The sequence below is a fragment of the Clostridium sp. OM05-6BH genome, assembly GCF_003481635.1.
GTDB lineage: Bacteria > Bacillota > Clostridia > Lachnospirales > Lachnospiraceae > Butyribacter.
In genome coordinates this window covers 1-17,055 of sequence record NZ_QULH01000018.1, presented here as the reverse complement: position 1 = coordinate 17,055, position 17,055 = coordinate 1, and the positions used below count along the sequence as shown (strand labels likewise).

Annotated in this window: 11 protein-coding genes; 7 read left to right on the top strand and 4 right to left on the bottom strand. The window is 42.7% G+C overall.

Annotated features, from left to right (window positions below; translation table 11 throughout):
- Positions 1–26: 26 nt before the first annotated feature.
- The 4 genes from DXB73_RS11975 to DXB73_RS11960 form a co-directional block, all read right to left on the bottom strand.
- Complete coding sequence (locus DXB73_RS11975) at positions 27–716, bottom strand: response regulator transcription factor (protein ID WP_022025430.1); 690 nt, start codon at positions 714–716, stop codon at positions 27–29.
- Between the two features lie 12 nt (positions 717–728).
- Positions 729–2,294, bottom strand: a complete 1,566-nt coding sequence (locus DXB73_RS11970; protein ID WP_118691294.1) for a HAMP domain-containing sensor histidine kinase — start codon at positions 2,292–2,294, stop codon at positions 729–731.
- An 85-nt stretch (positions 2,295–2,379) separates the two neighbouring features.
- Positions 2,380–3,726: an LCP family protein gene (locus tag DXB73_RS11965; RefSeq protein WP_118691293.1), complete on the bottom strand. Its 1,347-nt coding sequence runs from the start codon at positions 3,724–3,726 to the stop codon at positions 2,380–2,382.
- A 27-nt stretch (positions 3,727–3,753) separates the two neighbouring features.
- The gene (locus tag DXB73_RS11960) at positions 3,754–5,184 is read right to left on the bottom strand and encodes an undecaprenyl-phosphate glucose phosphotransferase (RefSeq protein WP_118691292.1); all 1,431 of its coding nucleotides are present in this window, start codon (positions 5,182–5,184) and stop codon (positions 3,754–3,756) included.
- 302 nt (positions 5,185–5,486) lie between these two features.
- On the opposite strand from DXB73_RS11960, the gene DXB73_RS11955 reads away from it, so the two are divergent.
- From DXB73_RS11955 to DXB73_RS11920, 7 genes are all read left to right on the top strand, one after another.
- The gene (locus DXB73_RS11955; RefSeq protein WP_243104118.1) at positions 5,487–7,358 is read left to right on the top strand and encodes a trypsin-like peptidase domain-containing protein; all 1,872 of its coding nucleotides are present in this window, start codon (positions 5,487–5,489) and stop codon (positions 7,356–7,358) included.
- Positions 7,359–8,088: 730 nt separating this feature from the next.
- Positions 8,089–9,834: a sulfatase-like hydrolase/transferase gene (locus tag DXB73_RS11950; protein ID WP_182448331.1), complete on the top strand. Its 1,746-nt coding sequence runs from the start codon at positions 8,089–8,091 to the stop codon at positions 9,832–9,834.
- A gap of 65 nt (positions 9,835–9,899) precedes the next feature.
- Entirely contained in the window at positions 9,900–11,588 is a 1,689-nt protein-coding gene (locus tag DXB73_RS11945; protein ID WP_118691290.1) for a serine hydrolase domain-containing protein, read from the top strand.
- A gap of 675 nt (positions 11,589–12,263) precedes the next feature.
- Complete coding sequence (locus DXB73_RS11935) at positions 12,264–12,797, top strand: histidine phosphatase family protein (RefSeq protein ID WP_118691289.1); 534 nt, start codon at positions 12,264–12,266, stop codon at positions 12,795–12,797.
- Between the two features lie 674 nt (positions 12,798–13,471).
- Positions 13,472–15,358: a S8 family serine peptidase gene (locus DXB73_RS11930; RefSeq protein WP_182448332.1), complete on the top strand. Its 1,887-nt coding sequence runs from the start codon at positions 13,472–13,474 to the stop codon at positions 15,356–15,358.
- 12 nt (positions 15,359–15,370) lie between these two features.
- Positions 15,371–15,724, top strand: a complete 354-nt coding sequence (locus DXB73_RS11925) for a hypothetical protein (RefSeq protein WP_118691287.1) — start codon at positions 15,371–15,373, stop codon at positions 15,722–15,724.
- A gap of 63 nt (positions 15,725–15,787) precedes the next feature.
- Positions 15,788–16,906 carry a leucine-rich repeat domain-containing protein gene (locus tag DXB73_RS11920; protein WP_118691286.1) on the top strand — a complete coding sequence of 373 codons (1,119 nt, stop codon included), beginning with the start codon at positions 15,788–15,790 and terminating at the stop codon, positions 16,904–16,906.
- The last annotated feature ends 149 nt before the right edge of the window (positions 16,907–17,055 follow it).

Here is a 17,055-nt window from a genome sequence, read left to right as displayed (position 1 = left end):
AAATAATATCTAATATACGAAAGGGATCAGAGGCGGAAACGATATCCGACGCCCCAGATCGTTTCAATATATTTTGGCTTTGAGGTGTTTTCCTCGATTTTTTCACGAATTTTTTTAATGTGTACGGTAACGGTTGCAATGTCACCGACAGATTCCATTTCCCAAATCTTCTTAAAGAGTTCTTCTTTGGAGTAAACATGGTTTGGATGTTCTGCCAAAAAGGTGAGGAGATCAAACTCTTTGGTGGTAAATGTTTTCTCTTCACCGGCAAGAATGACGCGGCGGGCTGTTTTATCAATAACCAGATCGCGGATCTCAATGACTTCATTTGTCTCCTGCCCGGCAGAGGTGAGCCGTTTGTAGCGGGACAGGTGCGCTTTGACGCGAGCTACCAGTTCGCTTGGACTGAACGGTTTGGTCATGTAATCATCAGCCCCCAGACCTAAACCGCGAATCTTATCAATGTCTTCCTTTTTGGCAGAAACCATAATGATCGGTGTGTTTTTCTTTTCACGGATCAGCTTACAGATCTCGAAACCATCCATGCCGGGTAACATCAGATCCAGTAAGATCAGGTCGAAATCTTCATCGATAGCTCTGGCAGCACCCTCACTGCCCTCATGTTCGATCTCTACATGAAATTCGCTTAATTCTAAATAATCTTTTTCTAATTCTGCAATGGCAGTGTCATCTTCAATGATCAAAATATTGCTCATGAATGTACCTCCTTAGGATAAATCAGTGTTTTTTGCTTTTTTCAGGGTAAATATAATGCTCGTTCCAACGCCTTCTACACTTTCAGCCCACACTTTACCGCCGTGTGCAGAAATGATCTGCTCGACGATGGAGAGTCCCAGACCGCTTCCACCTGTTGATGAAGTTCTAGAGGCATCGGCGCGGTAAAATTGTTGGAATATATATGGTAAACTGGCTGCGGCAATGCCGGGGCCTTCATCCTCAATGTGGATCCGTATAAATTCGTCTGGTGGCAATGCAGGCTCAATCTCGGAACCGTCCTTATTGAGCTGTCGATACAATGGCGGCTGCTCCGGTTTAGAGGGTTCTTCGGTGATAATAACGTGCAGGGTAGACGGTGAATGATCCATATATTTTTCAGCATTATTCACGATGTTAAAGATCACTCGTTTTAATTTCTCGGGATCTGCCATCACCTTGGTGTCTGGCGGCGTAGAGTTAAACATGGACAATGTCATGCCGTAACTCTGCAGATCAAGGGAAAGATCTTCCATACAATCCGTAAAGTAATCGGACAGATTGATTGGAATGAGATCATAGTGAAGTCTGCTCTGTTCCATTTTGGCAAATAGAGAAAGTTCTTCGACCAAATAGGTCATATCGTTTGCTTTGGCATAAATGGTATGCAGATATTTGTGCTGCATTTCCTCGGTGCCCGCTATGCCGTCCAACAGTCCTTCGGAATACCCTTTGATCGCTGTTAATGGCGTCTTTAGATCATGAGATACGTTGTTTAACATTTCTCGGGTGGCGTCTTCGTAATGAATACGTTCATCCATCATAGATTTTAAGCGGATACGCATTTCCTCAAATTCCTGACATAATTCACCAATTTCATCCGACGATATCGGATGGATCGGGTAATCCAGATTACCGGCACCAATTTGAATCGTGGCAATGCGCAGTATGCTGATCGGATATGCGATACTTCGATAGAGCCAGATCACGAGGAGCAGCGCGGTGATCAAAATGATCGCTAAGAAAGAGTAGATTAGATCAAATATCGCTTTTTTCCAATGAGGTGCCAGAGATGCTAAATTGGTCACCAAAAAGAGCTGTCCCTGTGTTCCGTTGGAGAAGTAAAAGTCTTTTTTCTTAGTTACCATTGAAGCACCTTGATCCATATATACAATGTTGTCGGTACCTTTTTCATATTTAATAAAGCCTGGGAGTGTTTCCATTCTTTTGTGCTGCTTAGAATTGCCGGTGAATGTTACTTTACCGTTTATTTTCAAAATAAGGAACGAGTCGCGGCTTGCCAAATGGTCATTTGCTTTCTGGAGATAATCAGTATCGTAAAAGCGATCCGGATTCTGGTCTGCCGTCTGCACTAGGGCAACATAGTCGTTCATCGTTACATTAAAGATGATCGTGATCGGATTGAGAGATAATTCGTAGTCCGAAGATTCAATATCGTAGTTGCTTTTGAGAAATGTTGTCTGTCGTTCCATCACGAAGTGTACGCAAAGTACGCTCATGCCAAATGGAAATAAGATCATGATCAAAAAGGCAATAATAAGTTTGGTACGAATCTTCATAGTCAATCCCCCAAAGTAGTTATGGAACCATCATCGTCAAGCTGATTACAAGTTCCTTTGGTGTTGTACACCGACTACTGTTAAGCTAATTGCTGGTTTCTTTGCTGATCGTGTGCACAAGTTTACTTGGCTCATAATTGTCGGTTCCAAATAGTTCTTTGTGCAGTTTCTTTACATTGGATACGAGTGTCGTTGGGAAGTCATAATATATACCGTCCCGTCCGCGGTGACAGCTTAATTTGTACGGAAATCCCTGTTGATCGCCAATCTCATAAAAAGGCAGGTACTTCATGAGTGACAGGATGTCCGATGTCGATAGGCTGGTGTATATCTGCGGAAAGATTTTATTCATAGCAGAGATCAGCGCAGTAGGACTCGATTTTTTTGCCTTGGCAAAAATAGCCTGAAGGACGGTTCGCTGTCGTTCTGCACGGGTGAAATCGCCACCCTTTGTATAGCGTACGCGGCAGTAGCCGGTAGCTTGTACGCCGGTCACTGTCTGTTTGCCGGGATGCTTGATCTTGGTATATTTTTGACCATTGATCTTCGCAACGTCGTGACCATAGGCGTTTACCCATTTTAACTCTTCTTTTTTGATCGTGAGTTCAACACCGCCCAATTCGTCAATAACATTCGTTAAAGCACTAAAGTTTACCGTGACAAAATCTTTAATATTCAGATCAAAGTTTTTGTTGAGTGTATTGACGGCAAGATCAGGACCGCCATACGCATAAGCGTGGTTGACCTTAGTGCAGCCATGATCATGAATCTTTACATAAGTGTCCCTGTAAATGGACACTAACTTGACGTCGTGTGTTTTATTATTAATGCTTGCTACGATAATGGAATCACTTCGTGTGTTCTTTCTTAGGTCGTTGGCACGGGAATCCACGCCGAACAGGGCAATATTGGTGTAATTCTTGATATTTGCATCCTGTTCCCCGCAAAGTGTCACATCTGATAGCGGATGATTTTCAATCGTATTCAGTGATTTTACCAAATAAACAAATATGCCGCCGACACATAAAGCAACGATCAGTAAAAGGCATAGTAAAAAACGGCGGATCGGATGGCGGCGTTTCTTATTACGTCTACCTGCTGCACCAACAGAGCGCATATCTCGTCTGCGGCTGTCTGTTACATTGCCGGAGCGTGCGTTATGACTGCGGCTGCCGATGAAACTGCCGGACCGTCCGCTATGACTTCGGCTGCCGGTTGAGTTGCCCGATCTCGTAGTTTGTCTGCGCTTTGCGTTGGTACCTGATCTTTTTGTCGAACCAGTCTGACGAGCTCGTCTGACCGGCTCGCTGTAATCTTCATCCTCATAATATCCCGCGCTGCGGCGTGTTGCATAGTCAGCGTTGCGTCTGCGGCGCACTGCCTCCTGCGTACGCTCATTGCGGCGACGGTAATCTTCATAATCCTTTGCCATACCTCTATCAAACCCTTCCTCTTGTTATTAATAGGCATTTTTGTTGGTGTTGCGTCCAAAGAATGTTAAAAACAGTATTTTAAAATCCAACAAAAGTGTCCAGTTTTCTACATAATATAAATCGCATTCAATACGTTTGGTAATGGATGTGTCCCCGCGGTATCCGTTTACCTGCGCCCAGCCGGTCATACCCGGGCGAACCTGATGCTTGATCATATAACGCGGGATCTCTTCCTTAAATTTATTGACAAAATATGGTCTTTCCGGTCGAGGACCAACGAGACTCATATCACCCTTCAGCACGTTAAAGATCTGTGGAAGCTCATCCAAATTGGTCTTACGCATAAATTTACCAATGCTGGTAACACGAGGATCATTTGCCGTTGTCCAAGCCTTTTTCTCAGCAGACTCTTCCTGCACACGCATAGAACGGAACTTGTACATGGCAAATTCACGGTTGTGCAGTCCGACACGTACCTGCTTAAAAATAAGCGGTCCCGGTGAGGTGATCTTGATGATAAGAGACAACAGTAACATTGGAATGGCAAATATGATCAGAGCCACAATGCCGCCAAACAGATCAACGATACGCTTGATCGCATTGTTAAAGGAGGAACTAAGCGGCACATGGCGCACATGAATGACAGGGATGCCATCCAGATCCTCTGTATATGGTTTTGTCGGGATGATATGATTATAATCCGGGATAAATTTTGTATGGATTCCCGATTTTTCACAGGTTGCCACAATCTTTTCCAATTTGAAAAACTCCTGGATGCGAAGTGTGATAGCAATCTCATCGTACTTGTTGGTAGCAAGCAGATCGGCAAGTTGTCTGGTGTTGCCAATCACGTCCACATTTCGGTAAGATTCCCCGATCGGTTTGTTATCGTCCAAAATACCGTGTACATAATAGCCCCATTCCGGGTGAGCACGAAGACGGTCGATATAGCCCTCTGCCATACGGCTGTATCCAACTAATAGGATGTGTTTCAGGTTTTTGCCGCGTTTGCGCAACAGCTTCAATATGCTCATTACGATCAGACGGAAAATGTAATCTGCAGTCAGGTTGATCATAATAAACATGGTCAAAAACAGACGGGCGTAATCAGTCTGCTTGATAAAGTACAAAATCGCTGTACCGTATACGATACCAAACAGGTTTGCCTTGATCAGGCAGTAAAGCTCATGACGTTTGCTGTTGGTTCGCTTTGGATCATATAAGCCGCAGAAACGGTATATAATGATAAAACATGGGATCAAAAATACCAATGTGTTGAGATATTGATCCAGCCGCAAATAATATCCGATGGGCGGACTGATAATGTGGTGACGGATCAACGGACTCCAAAGCTCGTTAAAACGCAGTTCGTAAGACAGCAGGAATGCTGCTGCAATAATAAGGGCATCTATTATAATATGAAATAAATTCAATAATCGTTGATTTTCTCGTATCAATGTAATATAAACCTCCCGCTTTTATTAATCTATCAGCTACCACAGTATTATAGTATTTTCTTCCATTATTCGCAATATCCAACTGGGATTTAACTTTTTCTTAAAGAAGTTTTCACAATAAGAACACAAATCACTGGTAGACTTACAGTCAGAAACTAAGAACAGCACATGAGATTCTTAGTTGTAAATGGTTAGAGCGTATGAGATACATTCGACAATCTGACCGACGAAAAATGTACGCTCGGAGTGACTCGTTTTGAGAAGATACCGAGAGGACGTAAAATAGAAATGGAGGGTTAGATATGGAAGAGAACAAAAGAACAGATTCAGGATACACAGGTGAGTACGGTAATCCGGTGGAGCACAACGATGCACCACAGGTAGAAACAGAAAATGCGGCGGCTTACAGTGAGACAGCGCAGTCTGCTTCTGAGCAGGGCGCAAGCGCACAGGCAGAGCAGAGCAGTACTTACAGCTACTCTTACAAGAATGGAGAGGGCACAAGCATACACTCCGGAGATTATTATGGCGGTGGAGCTGCACAGCCAAATAATGACTCTGCGCAGCAAAGCGGAGCCGGTCCACAGCAAATGAATGGTTACGGTTCACAGATGAACGGTGGCCCACAGCAGATGAACGGCGGTCCACAGATGAATTTCAGACAGCCGAACCAAAAACCACCGAAAGCAAAGAAATCAAAACAGCCGGGCAGCGTAAGTACCGGAAAGAAAATTGCATTTTGCATTGCATGTGCCGTTATCTTTGGTGTTGTTTCCGGAATATGTTTCCAAGGCGTTCGCTATGTAACGAATCGCTTCCTGCCTACGACAACATCATCTGCCACGAAATTGCAGTCAACAACAGACGGTAAGAGTGCGAGCACAGCACGGAGCACCTCTTCTCCTTCGACTACGCAGACAGGAACCACAGACGTTTCCGGTATCGCGGAGCAGACTATGCCGGCAATCGTTGCTATCACAAGCACTTCACAGGGTGCGAACTATTATGACTTGTTTGGACAGCAGTATCAGGGACAGGATACGACCAGTGCCGGTTCCGGATTTATTGTAGGACAGAATGATAAAGAATTGCTGATCGCAACCAACAATCATGTTATAGACGGTGCAAAGACAATTTCTGTACAGTTTATTGATGAGCAGATTTACGAGGCAACGGTAAAAGGAACAGACAGCAGCAATGATCTGGCTGTTATCGCAGTACAGACATCTAAGATCAAAGAGAGCACGATGAACAAGATCCGCGTAGCTGATCTTGGCGATTCGAGCAAGATTAAAGTTGGTGAGATGGCAGTTGCTATCGGTAACGCACTTGGTTATGGTCAGTCGGTAACGGTTGGTTATATTAGTGCAAAAGATCGTGAAATTTCAGAATCTGAGAGTGGCAGCTCCAGTTCTTCCTCCTCTAATACGATCAAGGCAATTCAGACCGATGCAGCTATCAATCCTGGTAACAGTGGTGGTGCTTTGATCAATATGCAGGGGCAGGTTATCGGTATTAACTCTGCTAAGATCGCAGCTTCTGAAGTAGAAGGTGTTGGATATGCGATCCCGATTTCCGTCGCAAAACCGATCATTGAGGATCTGATGAATAAAGAAAACCTCAAAGATAGTGAAAAAGGCTATTTAGGAATCAGCGGAAGAACGGTTTCTGATGAGATGGCAGCCTACAATATGCCAAATGGTGTTTATGTTGCAGAAGTATCTAAGAATGGTGCGGCAGACAAAGCAGGCATCCAGAAAGGCGACATCATTACATCCATTAATAATATGGAAGTCCGTTCTATCGAAAGTCTGCAGGAAAAAGCCAATAGCTACAAAAAGGGAACTCAGGTAGAGATCATCTTGCAGAGAAGTGATTCTGGAACGTATAAAGAAAAGAAAGTGAAAGTTACACTGCAAGGTTCCAGTTCATTAAACGGTTTAAGTTCCGGCAAATCGTCCAACAATGACAGTCAGAGCGGCAATTCCGGCAACAACAGCCAGAATGGTAACAACGGTCAGAACGGCAGCAATGGCAACAGCGGTCAGAATGGCAGCAATGGTAACATCGGCAACAACGGCCAGAATGGCAACAATGGTAACAACGGAAATTCCGGCAGCGACAGCGGATCCGGCAACGATTGGTTCGGATTTGGAGATTTGTTTGGTAACTAATAGATACATGATAGAAAGACTCTAATAAGAAACTCAAACTTTGCATATCCAAAGCTGCTGTCCGATCACATATTGCTTGTTATGTCAGTAATAAATATGATATTTTGCAGCCGACAAGCTAACTTGTTCTGCCGTCAGCGAACTAAGATAATTGCCGCAGAACGCAGAGTTTTTGTGTGATTTCTTATTTTGTTAAGTCTCTGATGAATACATGCCTGACGGAATGCCTGAGATGTCCCGGTTTAGCAAGGTATCATCGATTTTTGGACGGGACGCTTTCGCTACGATGCGCTACGTTACGTTACTTAATGTCTCTGAAACACGAGACATAAGTAACGACGAGCGCAAAGTCCCTTTCAAAAATGATGATTACCTTGCTTCCGGGACGTCGAGTTCTCCGTAAGGCATGTAAATCAAGCATCAGAGACAACAAAATTTAGAAATCACCTAAAACGAAAATGCGGTAAGGCAATTACTATAGTTCTCTGACGGCTGAAATCGCTATGTTGTGGCTGCAAAATACTTAGTATTCTTTGACATAACAAGCAATATGTATCGACAAGATGATTTTGGATGTGCGAAGTTTGAGCAAGAAATAAATGGGCCTGCCGTATTGACGGCGGGTCTTTTGCGTTGCATAATAACGCTATTATTATTTTCCGAAGAATGCGGTTTTAGCATGTTTTTGTTAACGAATTGTTTTTTGGAATTCGTGGAATGGGGGAATGTTATGCTGAAAAAATGGTATGCAAAAGTTATTTTCTTCATACTATATAGTTTCGCATCGTATTGTATGATGCAGTTATTTCTTGATGCGAATCCTTTCACAATAGGAGTAAACGGGATTGCACGCAATATGTTTTTGTTCATGATCTATTATGGCGTGCTGCTTTGTTTCTTTCGCAAAATGCGCCCTGCATTATTGTTTGGTGGAATATTGATGATCCTTATTGGAGGGATCAATTATCTTGTATTGCAATTTCGTGGCTATGGAATCATATTTATGGATTTTTACGCTATTTCTACGGCGATGACAGTGGCGGGGCGGTACACCGTTAAGATCATACCGTGCCTGATCGCGGCGACAGCGGTAGCGGTGTTGCAGATTGTTGCAGTGTGTGGGTTGCTTTCGAAGGAAACTGCTTGGAAACTGCGTGGTTCTTTGATCGGACTGATCGTATGTGTCGGGATGACAGTGGGGATGTTTGGCTCAGGACTTTTGATGGATGGTGTTAGTTCGGTATATTGGGATCATCAGATCGGTATGCAAAAATATGGCTACTTTGTTTATTTCCTTGCCAATGCACAGGTGCATACGGTATCGGAGCCGGAAGGGTATAGTAAAGCGGCTGCTCAGAAGATATTGCAGCAATATGAAAAACAGGCAGTTTCCATAGGGCAGGAGCAGTCGCCCAACCTGATCATGATTATGAACGAAGCCTTTAGTGATCTGCGTGTATGGGGAGATTTTCAGACAAACCAAGCCGTGATGCCGTTTTGGGACAGCTTGCAGCAAAATACGGTAAAAGGGTTTGCACAGTCATCCGTTTATGGCGGTTATACAGCAAACTCGGAGTTTGAATTTTTGACCGGCTGTACGAAAGCATTTTTGCCGGGAAATCCCTATTTGGAATACATACATACCAAAACGCCGTCCCTATTATGGGACATGAAAAACAGGCAGGGGTCGTTCATTTATGCGATGCACCCGTATAATGCATCCGGTTATAATCGAAATCGTGTCTATCCGTTGATCGGGGTGGATTCTTTTGTGACGAAAGAAGAGTTTGTGGGAGCAAAGAAGGTACGAGGTCTGATTTCAGATGAAGCAGATTATGACAAGATGATTGAGCTTTATGAGCAGCAAAAAGGGGATAAGCCGTTTGTTATGTTTAATGTGACAATGCAAAATCACAATCCCTATACCAAGAAAAGTTCTTTCAAGGAACCGATCAAGGTCACATCTTTTCAGGCGGATCCGGAGGTAGAGCAGTATTTGTCCCTGATCCACGAATCGGATGCGGCATTGCAAAAATTAATTGCATATTATGAGAAACAGGCGGAGCAGGCAGTGATCGTTTTCTTTGGAGATCATCAGCCTCATTTGCCGGACTCCTTTTATTTCCAAATGACAGGAAAGATTCCTGCCGGTTTTACCAAAGAAGAGGCACTCAAAAAATACGAGGTACCGTTTCTTATTTGGGCAAATTATGATATTACGGAAAAAGAAATTGATCATATATCGCTGAACTATTTGTCGACAGAAATGGCTGTGGATACCGGGCAGAGCATGAGTGCTTATCAATGTTTCTTACAGGCGATGCGACAGGAAATTTCTTCCTTGTCTGATAATGGCTGTTATGATGCAGAGGGGCGGTATTACACGTTGGAGGAAGCACCGGAATCCATGCAGCAATGGATCCGGGAATACAAGATCCTGCAATATTATATGTTGTTTGACGGTCAGGAGAGTTAGCTACTTTACGAACGCCATATTTTTCGATATAATACGTCTTATGTAATGCGATAAGGAGGAACAGCATGAGAAGATTTTATACAGTAATGACTGCAGTGGCGCTTACCGTAGCGACCGTATTTTCCGGAGTGAGTACGGTACAGGCGGGCGGATATCATGAATATGATGTTGAAAAGTATGTCATGAACCAGTTATCCGCGGCAAGTGTGCCAGGGGTCAGCGTATCGATCGTCAGCGATCAAAAAGAAATTTACAGCGCTACGTTCGGTGTGGATGGCAAGACACAGTCTGATTATGTGTTAGGTAATCTGACACAGTCTATGACAGCGTTAGGTGTGTTGAGTCTGGCAGAAGATGGTGAGATCAAGTTAGAGGATGATATTACGACGTATTTGCCAAAATACAGTGCGCTGAAGGGTGTTACGATCGAAAAATTGCTTCATCAGACCACCGGGATCAAAAAAGAAACGATGTTAGATCAGGTGAAGGCCGAGGGCAAAGAAGGCATTTATCAGAATGCATATGTGAATTATTCCATTTTGGGTGAATTGATTGAAAGTGTTTCCGGTGAGACTTACGAAGAATATCTGACGGAAAATATATTGGATGCTTGCGGTATGACATCCACCTACAGCTTGCGCCAAAATCCGGAAATGCAGGAGGAAATGTCACCCGCATATAAAAATTATTTTGGTTATCCGGTTGCAGCCAAGTATCAATACAATGCATCGGATCAGTGGGCAACAGTCTCTTCGGGATATATGATCTCTGACGTAAAGGACATGGGTAAATATTTGCAGATGTACCTGAAGGAAGGCGGGGATGTCGTAAATCCGGAAGATATTGCAGGGGTATTACAAAATACCGTACCGGTTATTAACAAGAGTAAAGAAGATAGTTTGTATGGAACTGAGGAAGCCTATGGTATGGGCTGGATGGCAACCCAGTACAAAGGCACGGATCTGTATTATCAGTCGGGTGTTTTGGAAAATCAAATGACAATGATGGCATTGATACCGGACAAAAAAATCGGTTTTGTCATGTTGTTTAATGGCGGCGATTACTTGGTCGGCAAACAGTTGATGGAGAAAATCTGCGTTGGTGTAACGGATATCCTTTTGGGAGAAAAAGCAGCGAACATTCCGTCAAATAGTTATCTGCTTCAACATGGACTCATTGATCTGCTCCTTTTGATCATATTGGTGGGCTGCAGTCTGCCGATCTTTATGACCGGGATTTGGAGAAAACGTGCGGCAGCAGGTTTTCATGCGGCTCGTTTGGTCAAGGATATTTTCATCCAGATCGTATTACCTACGGCAGTGCTTGTTGTTGTGCAGAAGGAAATATTCCCATGGAAGTTGTTGTACCGTATTGTACCGGATGTGGTGATCGTAGCGGTCATTGCGATTGCACTTCTTTATATCGGTGGTTTGCTTAAACTTCTTCGCAGTGTCGCAATGGTGGTTCGATACAAGCTGGATCCGGAAGGATTTCACGCATCCTTAACAGTACAGGATGGGGAAGAGGTTCAAGCCGGTGAATTGATGGAATTAGTGCTTGACACACCGGACAAGTCGGAAGAAACTGAAGCCGAGGTGGAAGCTGCGGCAGTGCAAATGCAGCAGGATGCTGCGTCACCAACATTGGAAGCGACAGAAACGCCGGAAGCGACAGAAACGCCAGAAGCGACAGAAACGCAGGAAGCGACAGAAACATCGGATGTGTCACAAACATCGGAATCCGAACAAAAATAATTTATGGTATTAAAAATGTGCTTGCAGTAATCTGTGGCATTCGTTGGGGGCAAAATATTTTTGCCCCCAATTTTAAGATTTTTAACTGAAACTTCGCACATCCAAAATTATCATGTCGTCACATATTGCTTATTATGTCAAAGAATACTATGTATTTTGCAGCCACAACATAGCTATTTCTGCCAGCAGAGAACTATAGTAATTGCCTTGCCGCATTTTCGTTTTTGTTGATTTCTAAATTTTGTTGTCTCTGATGTTTGATCTACATGCCCTTCGGGAACTTAAAAGTCCCGGAAGCAAGGTAATCATCATTTTTGAAAGGGACTTTGCGCTCGTCGTTACTTATGTCTCGTATTTCAGAGACATTAAGTAACGTGACGTAGCGCAGTGTAGCGAAAGCGTCCCGTCCAAAAATGGATGATACCTTGCTAATCCGGGACATCTCAGACACTCCTTCGGGCATGTATTCATCAGAGACATAACAAAATAAGAAATCAAACAAAAACTCTGCGCTCTGCGGCAATTATCTTAGTTCGCTGCCGGCAGAACAAGTTATCTTGTCGACTGCAAAATATCATATTTATTGCTGACATAATAAGCAATATGTGACCGAACAGCAGCTTTGGATGTGCGAAGTTTGAGTTTTTAAAATTAGTAGGAAAGGATAAGATGAGGATGAAAAAATTATATTTTACACGTCATGGACAGACGATTTGGAATGTAGAGAATAAAATATGTGGTGCGACGGACATTGCATTGACAGAGCTGGGACATGAGCAGGCAATGGAACTGGGACGTAAGATTAGAGAACAAGGATTGAAGATAGATGAGATCCGTTATTCTCCGTTAATGCGTGCGGCAGACACCGCACATCATATTGCAGAGGCTACAGGAATCCCCTGTGTGGAGGAACCAAGGCTCAAAGAACAGAACTTTGGCAAATACGAATCTACTGCTAGAAATGGCGCAGAGTTTAAGGTCGCTAAGAGAGAGTTTATCAATCATTATGAGGGTGGCGAATCCATGCTGCAGCTCGCACAGAGAGTATATAATTTACTGGACGAATTATCGAAGGATGATAAAACGTATCTGCTAGTTGCGCATAACGGTATAGCCCGCGTTGTGCGGTCCTATTTTATGGACATGACGAATGACGAATACGCAGCATTTGGTATTGATAATTGTCAAGTGCTGGAATATGAAATTTAATGTCAAATTCTTAAAAACTCAAACTTCCTATACCGGAAGATTTTACAAGCCCATATAATAGGCAATATATGGCAGATATGGATGACAGTAGCATTTGGTATGGGAAATGCAAGATAATATGATATTCATTTACTATGTTATTGAAGTAGGGGGAGGGGTGAATTGAATTAGTTGACTGGAATTAGAATTCTTGGAAATTCAGCTTGCGTTTCTTGGGGAGTTAGTTGACTGGAATTAGAATTCTTGGAAATTCAGCTTGCGTTTCTTGGGGAGTTAGTTGACTGGAATTAGGATTTTAGGAATTTTAGCTTGCTTATGTGTGCTTTTTTATGGATATATGTTTTGCTCTCAATGTTCCAGTTATTTAATCACTTTTTTTCATGACGATTAAGGTGTTAAAAAGGTTTGAATTTTCCTTGCGAGTATTTTGTGAATCTTCAACCAGATATCCATCAATTTCGCTTCTCAAAAGGGGCGAGGTTTTTTTTATAGATGATCAGATATGTCCAAATTCTTAAGAATTATTAAGATTATGCTGCTATTGTTGACAAGGTAACAGATCTATGGTGTACTAAAGATGTAACTAACGGAAGTTCTGTATAGAGTGAATTATTTTTTGTATCTAGAGTATCTATTTTTTACATGCGAAAAGTGACATGGGTAAGGAGGTGCAAATGAAAAAGAAACGAGTAAGGAAAGGGATCGTGGTCAGCATATTGGCGGCATCTATGATCCTTGGCGGGGCACAAGAGACATTTACAGTTCGTGCGGCAGCGCACAAAGAAACAGCAAAAGATTACATCGTGAACGTGGCAGATCGACATAAGCTTGACAAGCTGGCAGAAGAGTATGACACTGTGGATCACAATGAAAGTACGGCAGAACTGTTGGAAAGTTCCGGCTGTGTGAGCTTGGAGCTGAACGATTCACAAGCAAGGCAATTGGAACAGGAGTCCGGAGTGGTATCCGTAGAACGTGACGAAATAGTAAGCGGCTGTGAATCGGATGAAGCAGACCAGATCATTCAGTTTGCTAAGGAAGCATGGAATATTGATGCGGTCAATGTGGAGCGTGGAGTATCTGGCAAACCGAAGAAGGCAGAAAACGGCAAAAAGAAGATCGCTGTGATCGATTCCGGGGTAGACATTACAGAAGATATTGATGTGGCTGACCGTGTGGATCTTCTGTACGCCGGGGAAGAATCCTCTTTTCTATGCTGTGATATGACCGGTCATGGAACGGCAGTTGCCAGTATCATCTGTGCGAAAGATGATGACAATGGTGTGACGGGAATCGATGATGATCTGGAAGTCTATTCCGTGCGGATCTTGGATGAAAACAACGAAGCACCGATCAGCAGAGTGGTTGCGGCGCTGCAGTGGTGTGAAGAAAATGGTATTGATATTATCAACATGAGCTTTGGTACGAATTACGATTCCGATATTTTAAGAGAAGAGATCAAATCTGTTGCAGACAAAGGCATTCTGATGATAGCAGCAGCGGGAAATGATAAAGAAGCGGATCAAATATTATATCCGGCCGCATATGAGGAAGTCATGGCTGTTGGCGGTGTCAGTGCAGATATGTCGCCGGCAGATTGTTCAGTACAGGGAGCGGGAGTTGAACTGTCAGCACCGGGAGAGTATATTCCGGTACTTGCCCAGTTGGGAGGATTGACCGTGGAATCCGGCACCAGTATGGCAGCACCGCATATTGCTGCGGTAGCGGCGAAACTGTGGGAGAACCATGCAGACTGGTCTGCCGATAAGATACGACAATGCATGGATGTCAGTGCCAAACAGCTTGCTGATGGGAACGGAAAGATCGTCGACTATAAAGCTGCATCGGAACTGGCGAAAGATTTTGATGCTGTTTATAAGCCTAATTGCAGCACAAGTGATCTGCCGGAGTGTGGGAGCCATGTTACTGCAGAAGACCGGTATGAGATACCGGGAGTGGTGGCAAAGTGGATGGAAAAAGGACACAATAGCCTTATTAGAGATGCCGTATCGGATGCGAACTTGAAATCAAAATACACGGATAAAAAGATAGCTGTGCTAAAAGCGGTTAGTCTGGCAGTGGATACCTGCAGTGGAACAAGCGGGGGTACAAAACTCACCTTGGCAAAAGATGTACCGAACCTGCATGCGCATGGGTATACCAATTATATTACAACAGCCTATTACCTATATAAGATTGCATATTTACAGAAAACTAATCAGGGGAAAAGCATTACGGAGATCATGAACAGTGACTCCGCCAAAGGCGCAGTAGTTGATCTGGCAAATCTGTCATATATCAATAAGGCGATCAATATTATCTGCACCAAAGAACTTAAAAAAGGCGGTAAGGCTTATAACATCCCAAATGCCTATACCGGGACCAATGCGGCTGCCAATAACAGAGCACTGCGGGTGCTTGGAATGGCACTGCATGTAGCAGGAGATGCATTTTCTCACAAATCGATTGTGCCAAATGATGATTCTATGCGAAAACAATTGTGGAAAGACGTTATTGGTAATGGAGGAGCTGACCTTTTTATGACGTCAGAGTGCGATTAGATCATAAGAGACATGTATGGCAGTTATATAACATATTCAGCGTTAGATCAGAAGATCACACATGAATATAACGGCAAAACAGTTGCTTATAGAAGGCGAAGATCACATGAAAATTATGCAGATAATCCGGGATCAAATGGAAACCGTTATAAGTACGGAGCTAAACATGCGGTGTCAGGACTGCTGCAAAATTATTATAATAAGCATAATAAGTTTAATATTAAAGCTTTTAACAATTTTGGAGCAAATGACTCGAAGAATCCAAAGAATGATATTTGCTTATACAGAGTATATACTTATGCGAGAAAATTAGATAAGTCCATCAGCACAACTTCAACATGGAAAACATATTCACGTTGTGATTGAAACTAGGAATATTAGTATGTGGAACATGATAACAAAAAGTATAGTTGAACAGGAGGGATTCGTATGAAGTGGAAAAATTATCTTTTATTAGCGGTCTTTTGTGCATTAGTTGCAGTGTCTTCCTCAGTAACAGTACATGCACAGCGAGACTATGTGCCGGTGGATGACAGGTATTTGACGTTATTTCAAAAATTCTTTACCATGAAAGAAGCAGAGTGTGGCAAGTGGGGTCAGAAAAATGGGTTTACTTATCTTTATTCGGAAAAAAATAATACAGCTAAGATCGTGGGAATACCAATGGATCAAAAAATAGTCAACGTACCGGAAAAGATTGACGGAAAAACAGTAACAAAGATAGATTTGTATGATGTATTTAGAGCATCAGAACAGCAAGATTATCGTTATGAATTATATGATGTGGAAGAGGGAACGTGGCTTGTACCAAAGGTGGAAATATTAAATATTCCTAAGACGGTTAAATTGATCGATGCGTACGAAGGGGGATCGTTGAATGAGGGGTATTGCAAGGGAATGCAGTCATTCCTAATGCATCTGAAAAAATTTAACGTAGCATCCGGTAATAGGTGGTATAGGTCATACAAGGGAATATTGTATACTAAAAATGGAAAGAAATTAATTACTGTACCAAGAAAGTATACGGCAAAAACGGTCAAAGTAAAAAAGGGGACAACAAAGATAGCAGATTCCGCTTTTTCCTTCTGCACCAACATTAAAAAGGTGATCCTGCCGGATACGGTAAAGGTGATTGAACAGAATGCGTTTGTGTGCTGTTCGTTGAATTACATTAGGATGCCTAGAAAACTGAAAGAATTAGGGGTGACAGCGTTTCGTAACTCTGCGTTGAAGAAGATAACAGTATACGGAAAAGTGGAATTGGATGAAACATTTAAATATTGTAAAAAGTTAAAAACAGTGGTGCTAAAGAAAGGTGTGAAAGAACTTGGAGAGCTTGTTTTTCATGAATGTCCCAAATTGAGAAGTGTCACGGTTCCTAAAGGCATAAAAAATCTTGGGTGGAATATTGACAGTATATTTTATTATCGTGGATTAAAGTGTAACCTTTCCAAGATTACCATAAAAACGCCAAAGAACTCAGAAATGTATAAGGAACGTAAATTTTTGAAGAAGCGATACAAAATAAAAGTGAAAGTCATTAAGTAGCAGTTCTTATGTAAAGAGATTCAAAGAGATTTTATTAGCCTTAATACACGTTGTTGCGGCACAGAAATCTTAACATCAGTCATAACTAATTCATAGAAGTTTTGCACAGAGTGACTGTGCAGGAAAGGATGGGTGATCACTATGAAAAT

Bases quoted from the DNA above. Each gene is read 5' to 3' on its own strand.
- DXB73_RS11955 (WP_243104118.1), top strand. From the start codon at position 5,487: ATGGAAGAGAACAAAAGAACAGATTCAGGATACACAGGTGAGTACGGT.
- DXB73_RS11935 (WP_118691289.1), top strand. From the start codon at position 12,264: ATGAAAAAATTATATTTTACACGTCATGGACAGACGATTTGGAATGTA.
- DXB73_RS11925 (WP_118691287.1), top strand. From the start codon at position 15,371: ATGTATGGCAGTTATATAACATATTCAGCGTTAGATCAGAAGATCACA.
- DXB73_RS11975 (WP_022025430.1), bottom strand. From the start codon at position 716: ATGAGCAATATTTTGATCATTGAAGATGACACTGCCATTGCAGAATTA.
- DXB73_RS11950 (WP_182448331.1), top strand. From the start codon at position 8,089: ATGCTGAAAAAATGGTATGCAAAAGTTATTTTCTTCATACTATATAGT.
- DXB73_RS11970 (WP_118691294.1), bottom strand. From the start codon at position 2,294: ATGAAGATTCGTACCAAACTTATTATTGCCTTTTTGATCATGATCTTA.
- DXB73_RS11920 (WP_118691286.1), top strand. From the start codon at position 15,788: ATGAAGTGGAAAAATTATCTTTTATTAGCGGTCTTTTGTGCATTAGTT.
- DXB73_RS11965 (WP_118691293.1), bottom strand. From the start codon at position 3,726: ATGGCAAAGGATTATGAAGATTACCGTCGCCGCAATGAGCGTACGCAG.
- DXB73_RS11930 (WP_182448332.1), top strand. From the start codon at position 13,472: ATGAAAAAGAAACGAGTAAGGAAAGGGATCGTGGTCAGCATATTGGCG.
- DXB73_RS11945 (WP_118691290.1), top strand. From the start codon at position 9,900: ATGAGAAGATTTTATACAGTAATGACTGCAGTGGCGCTTACCGTAGCG.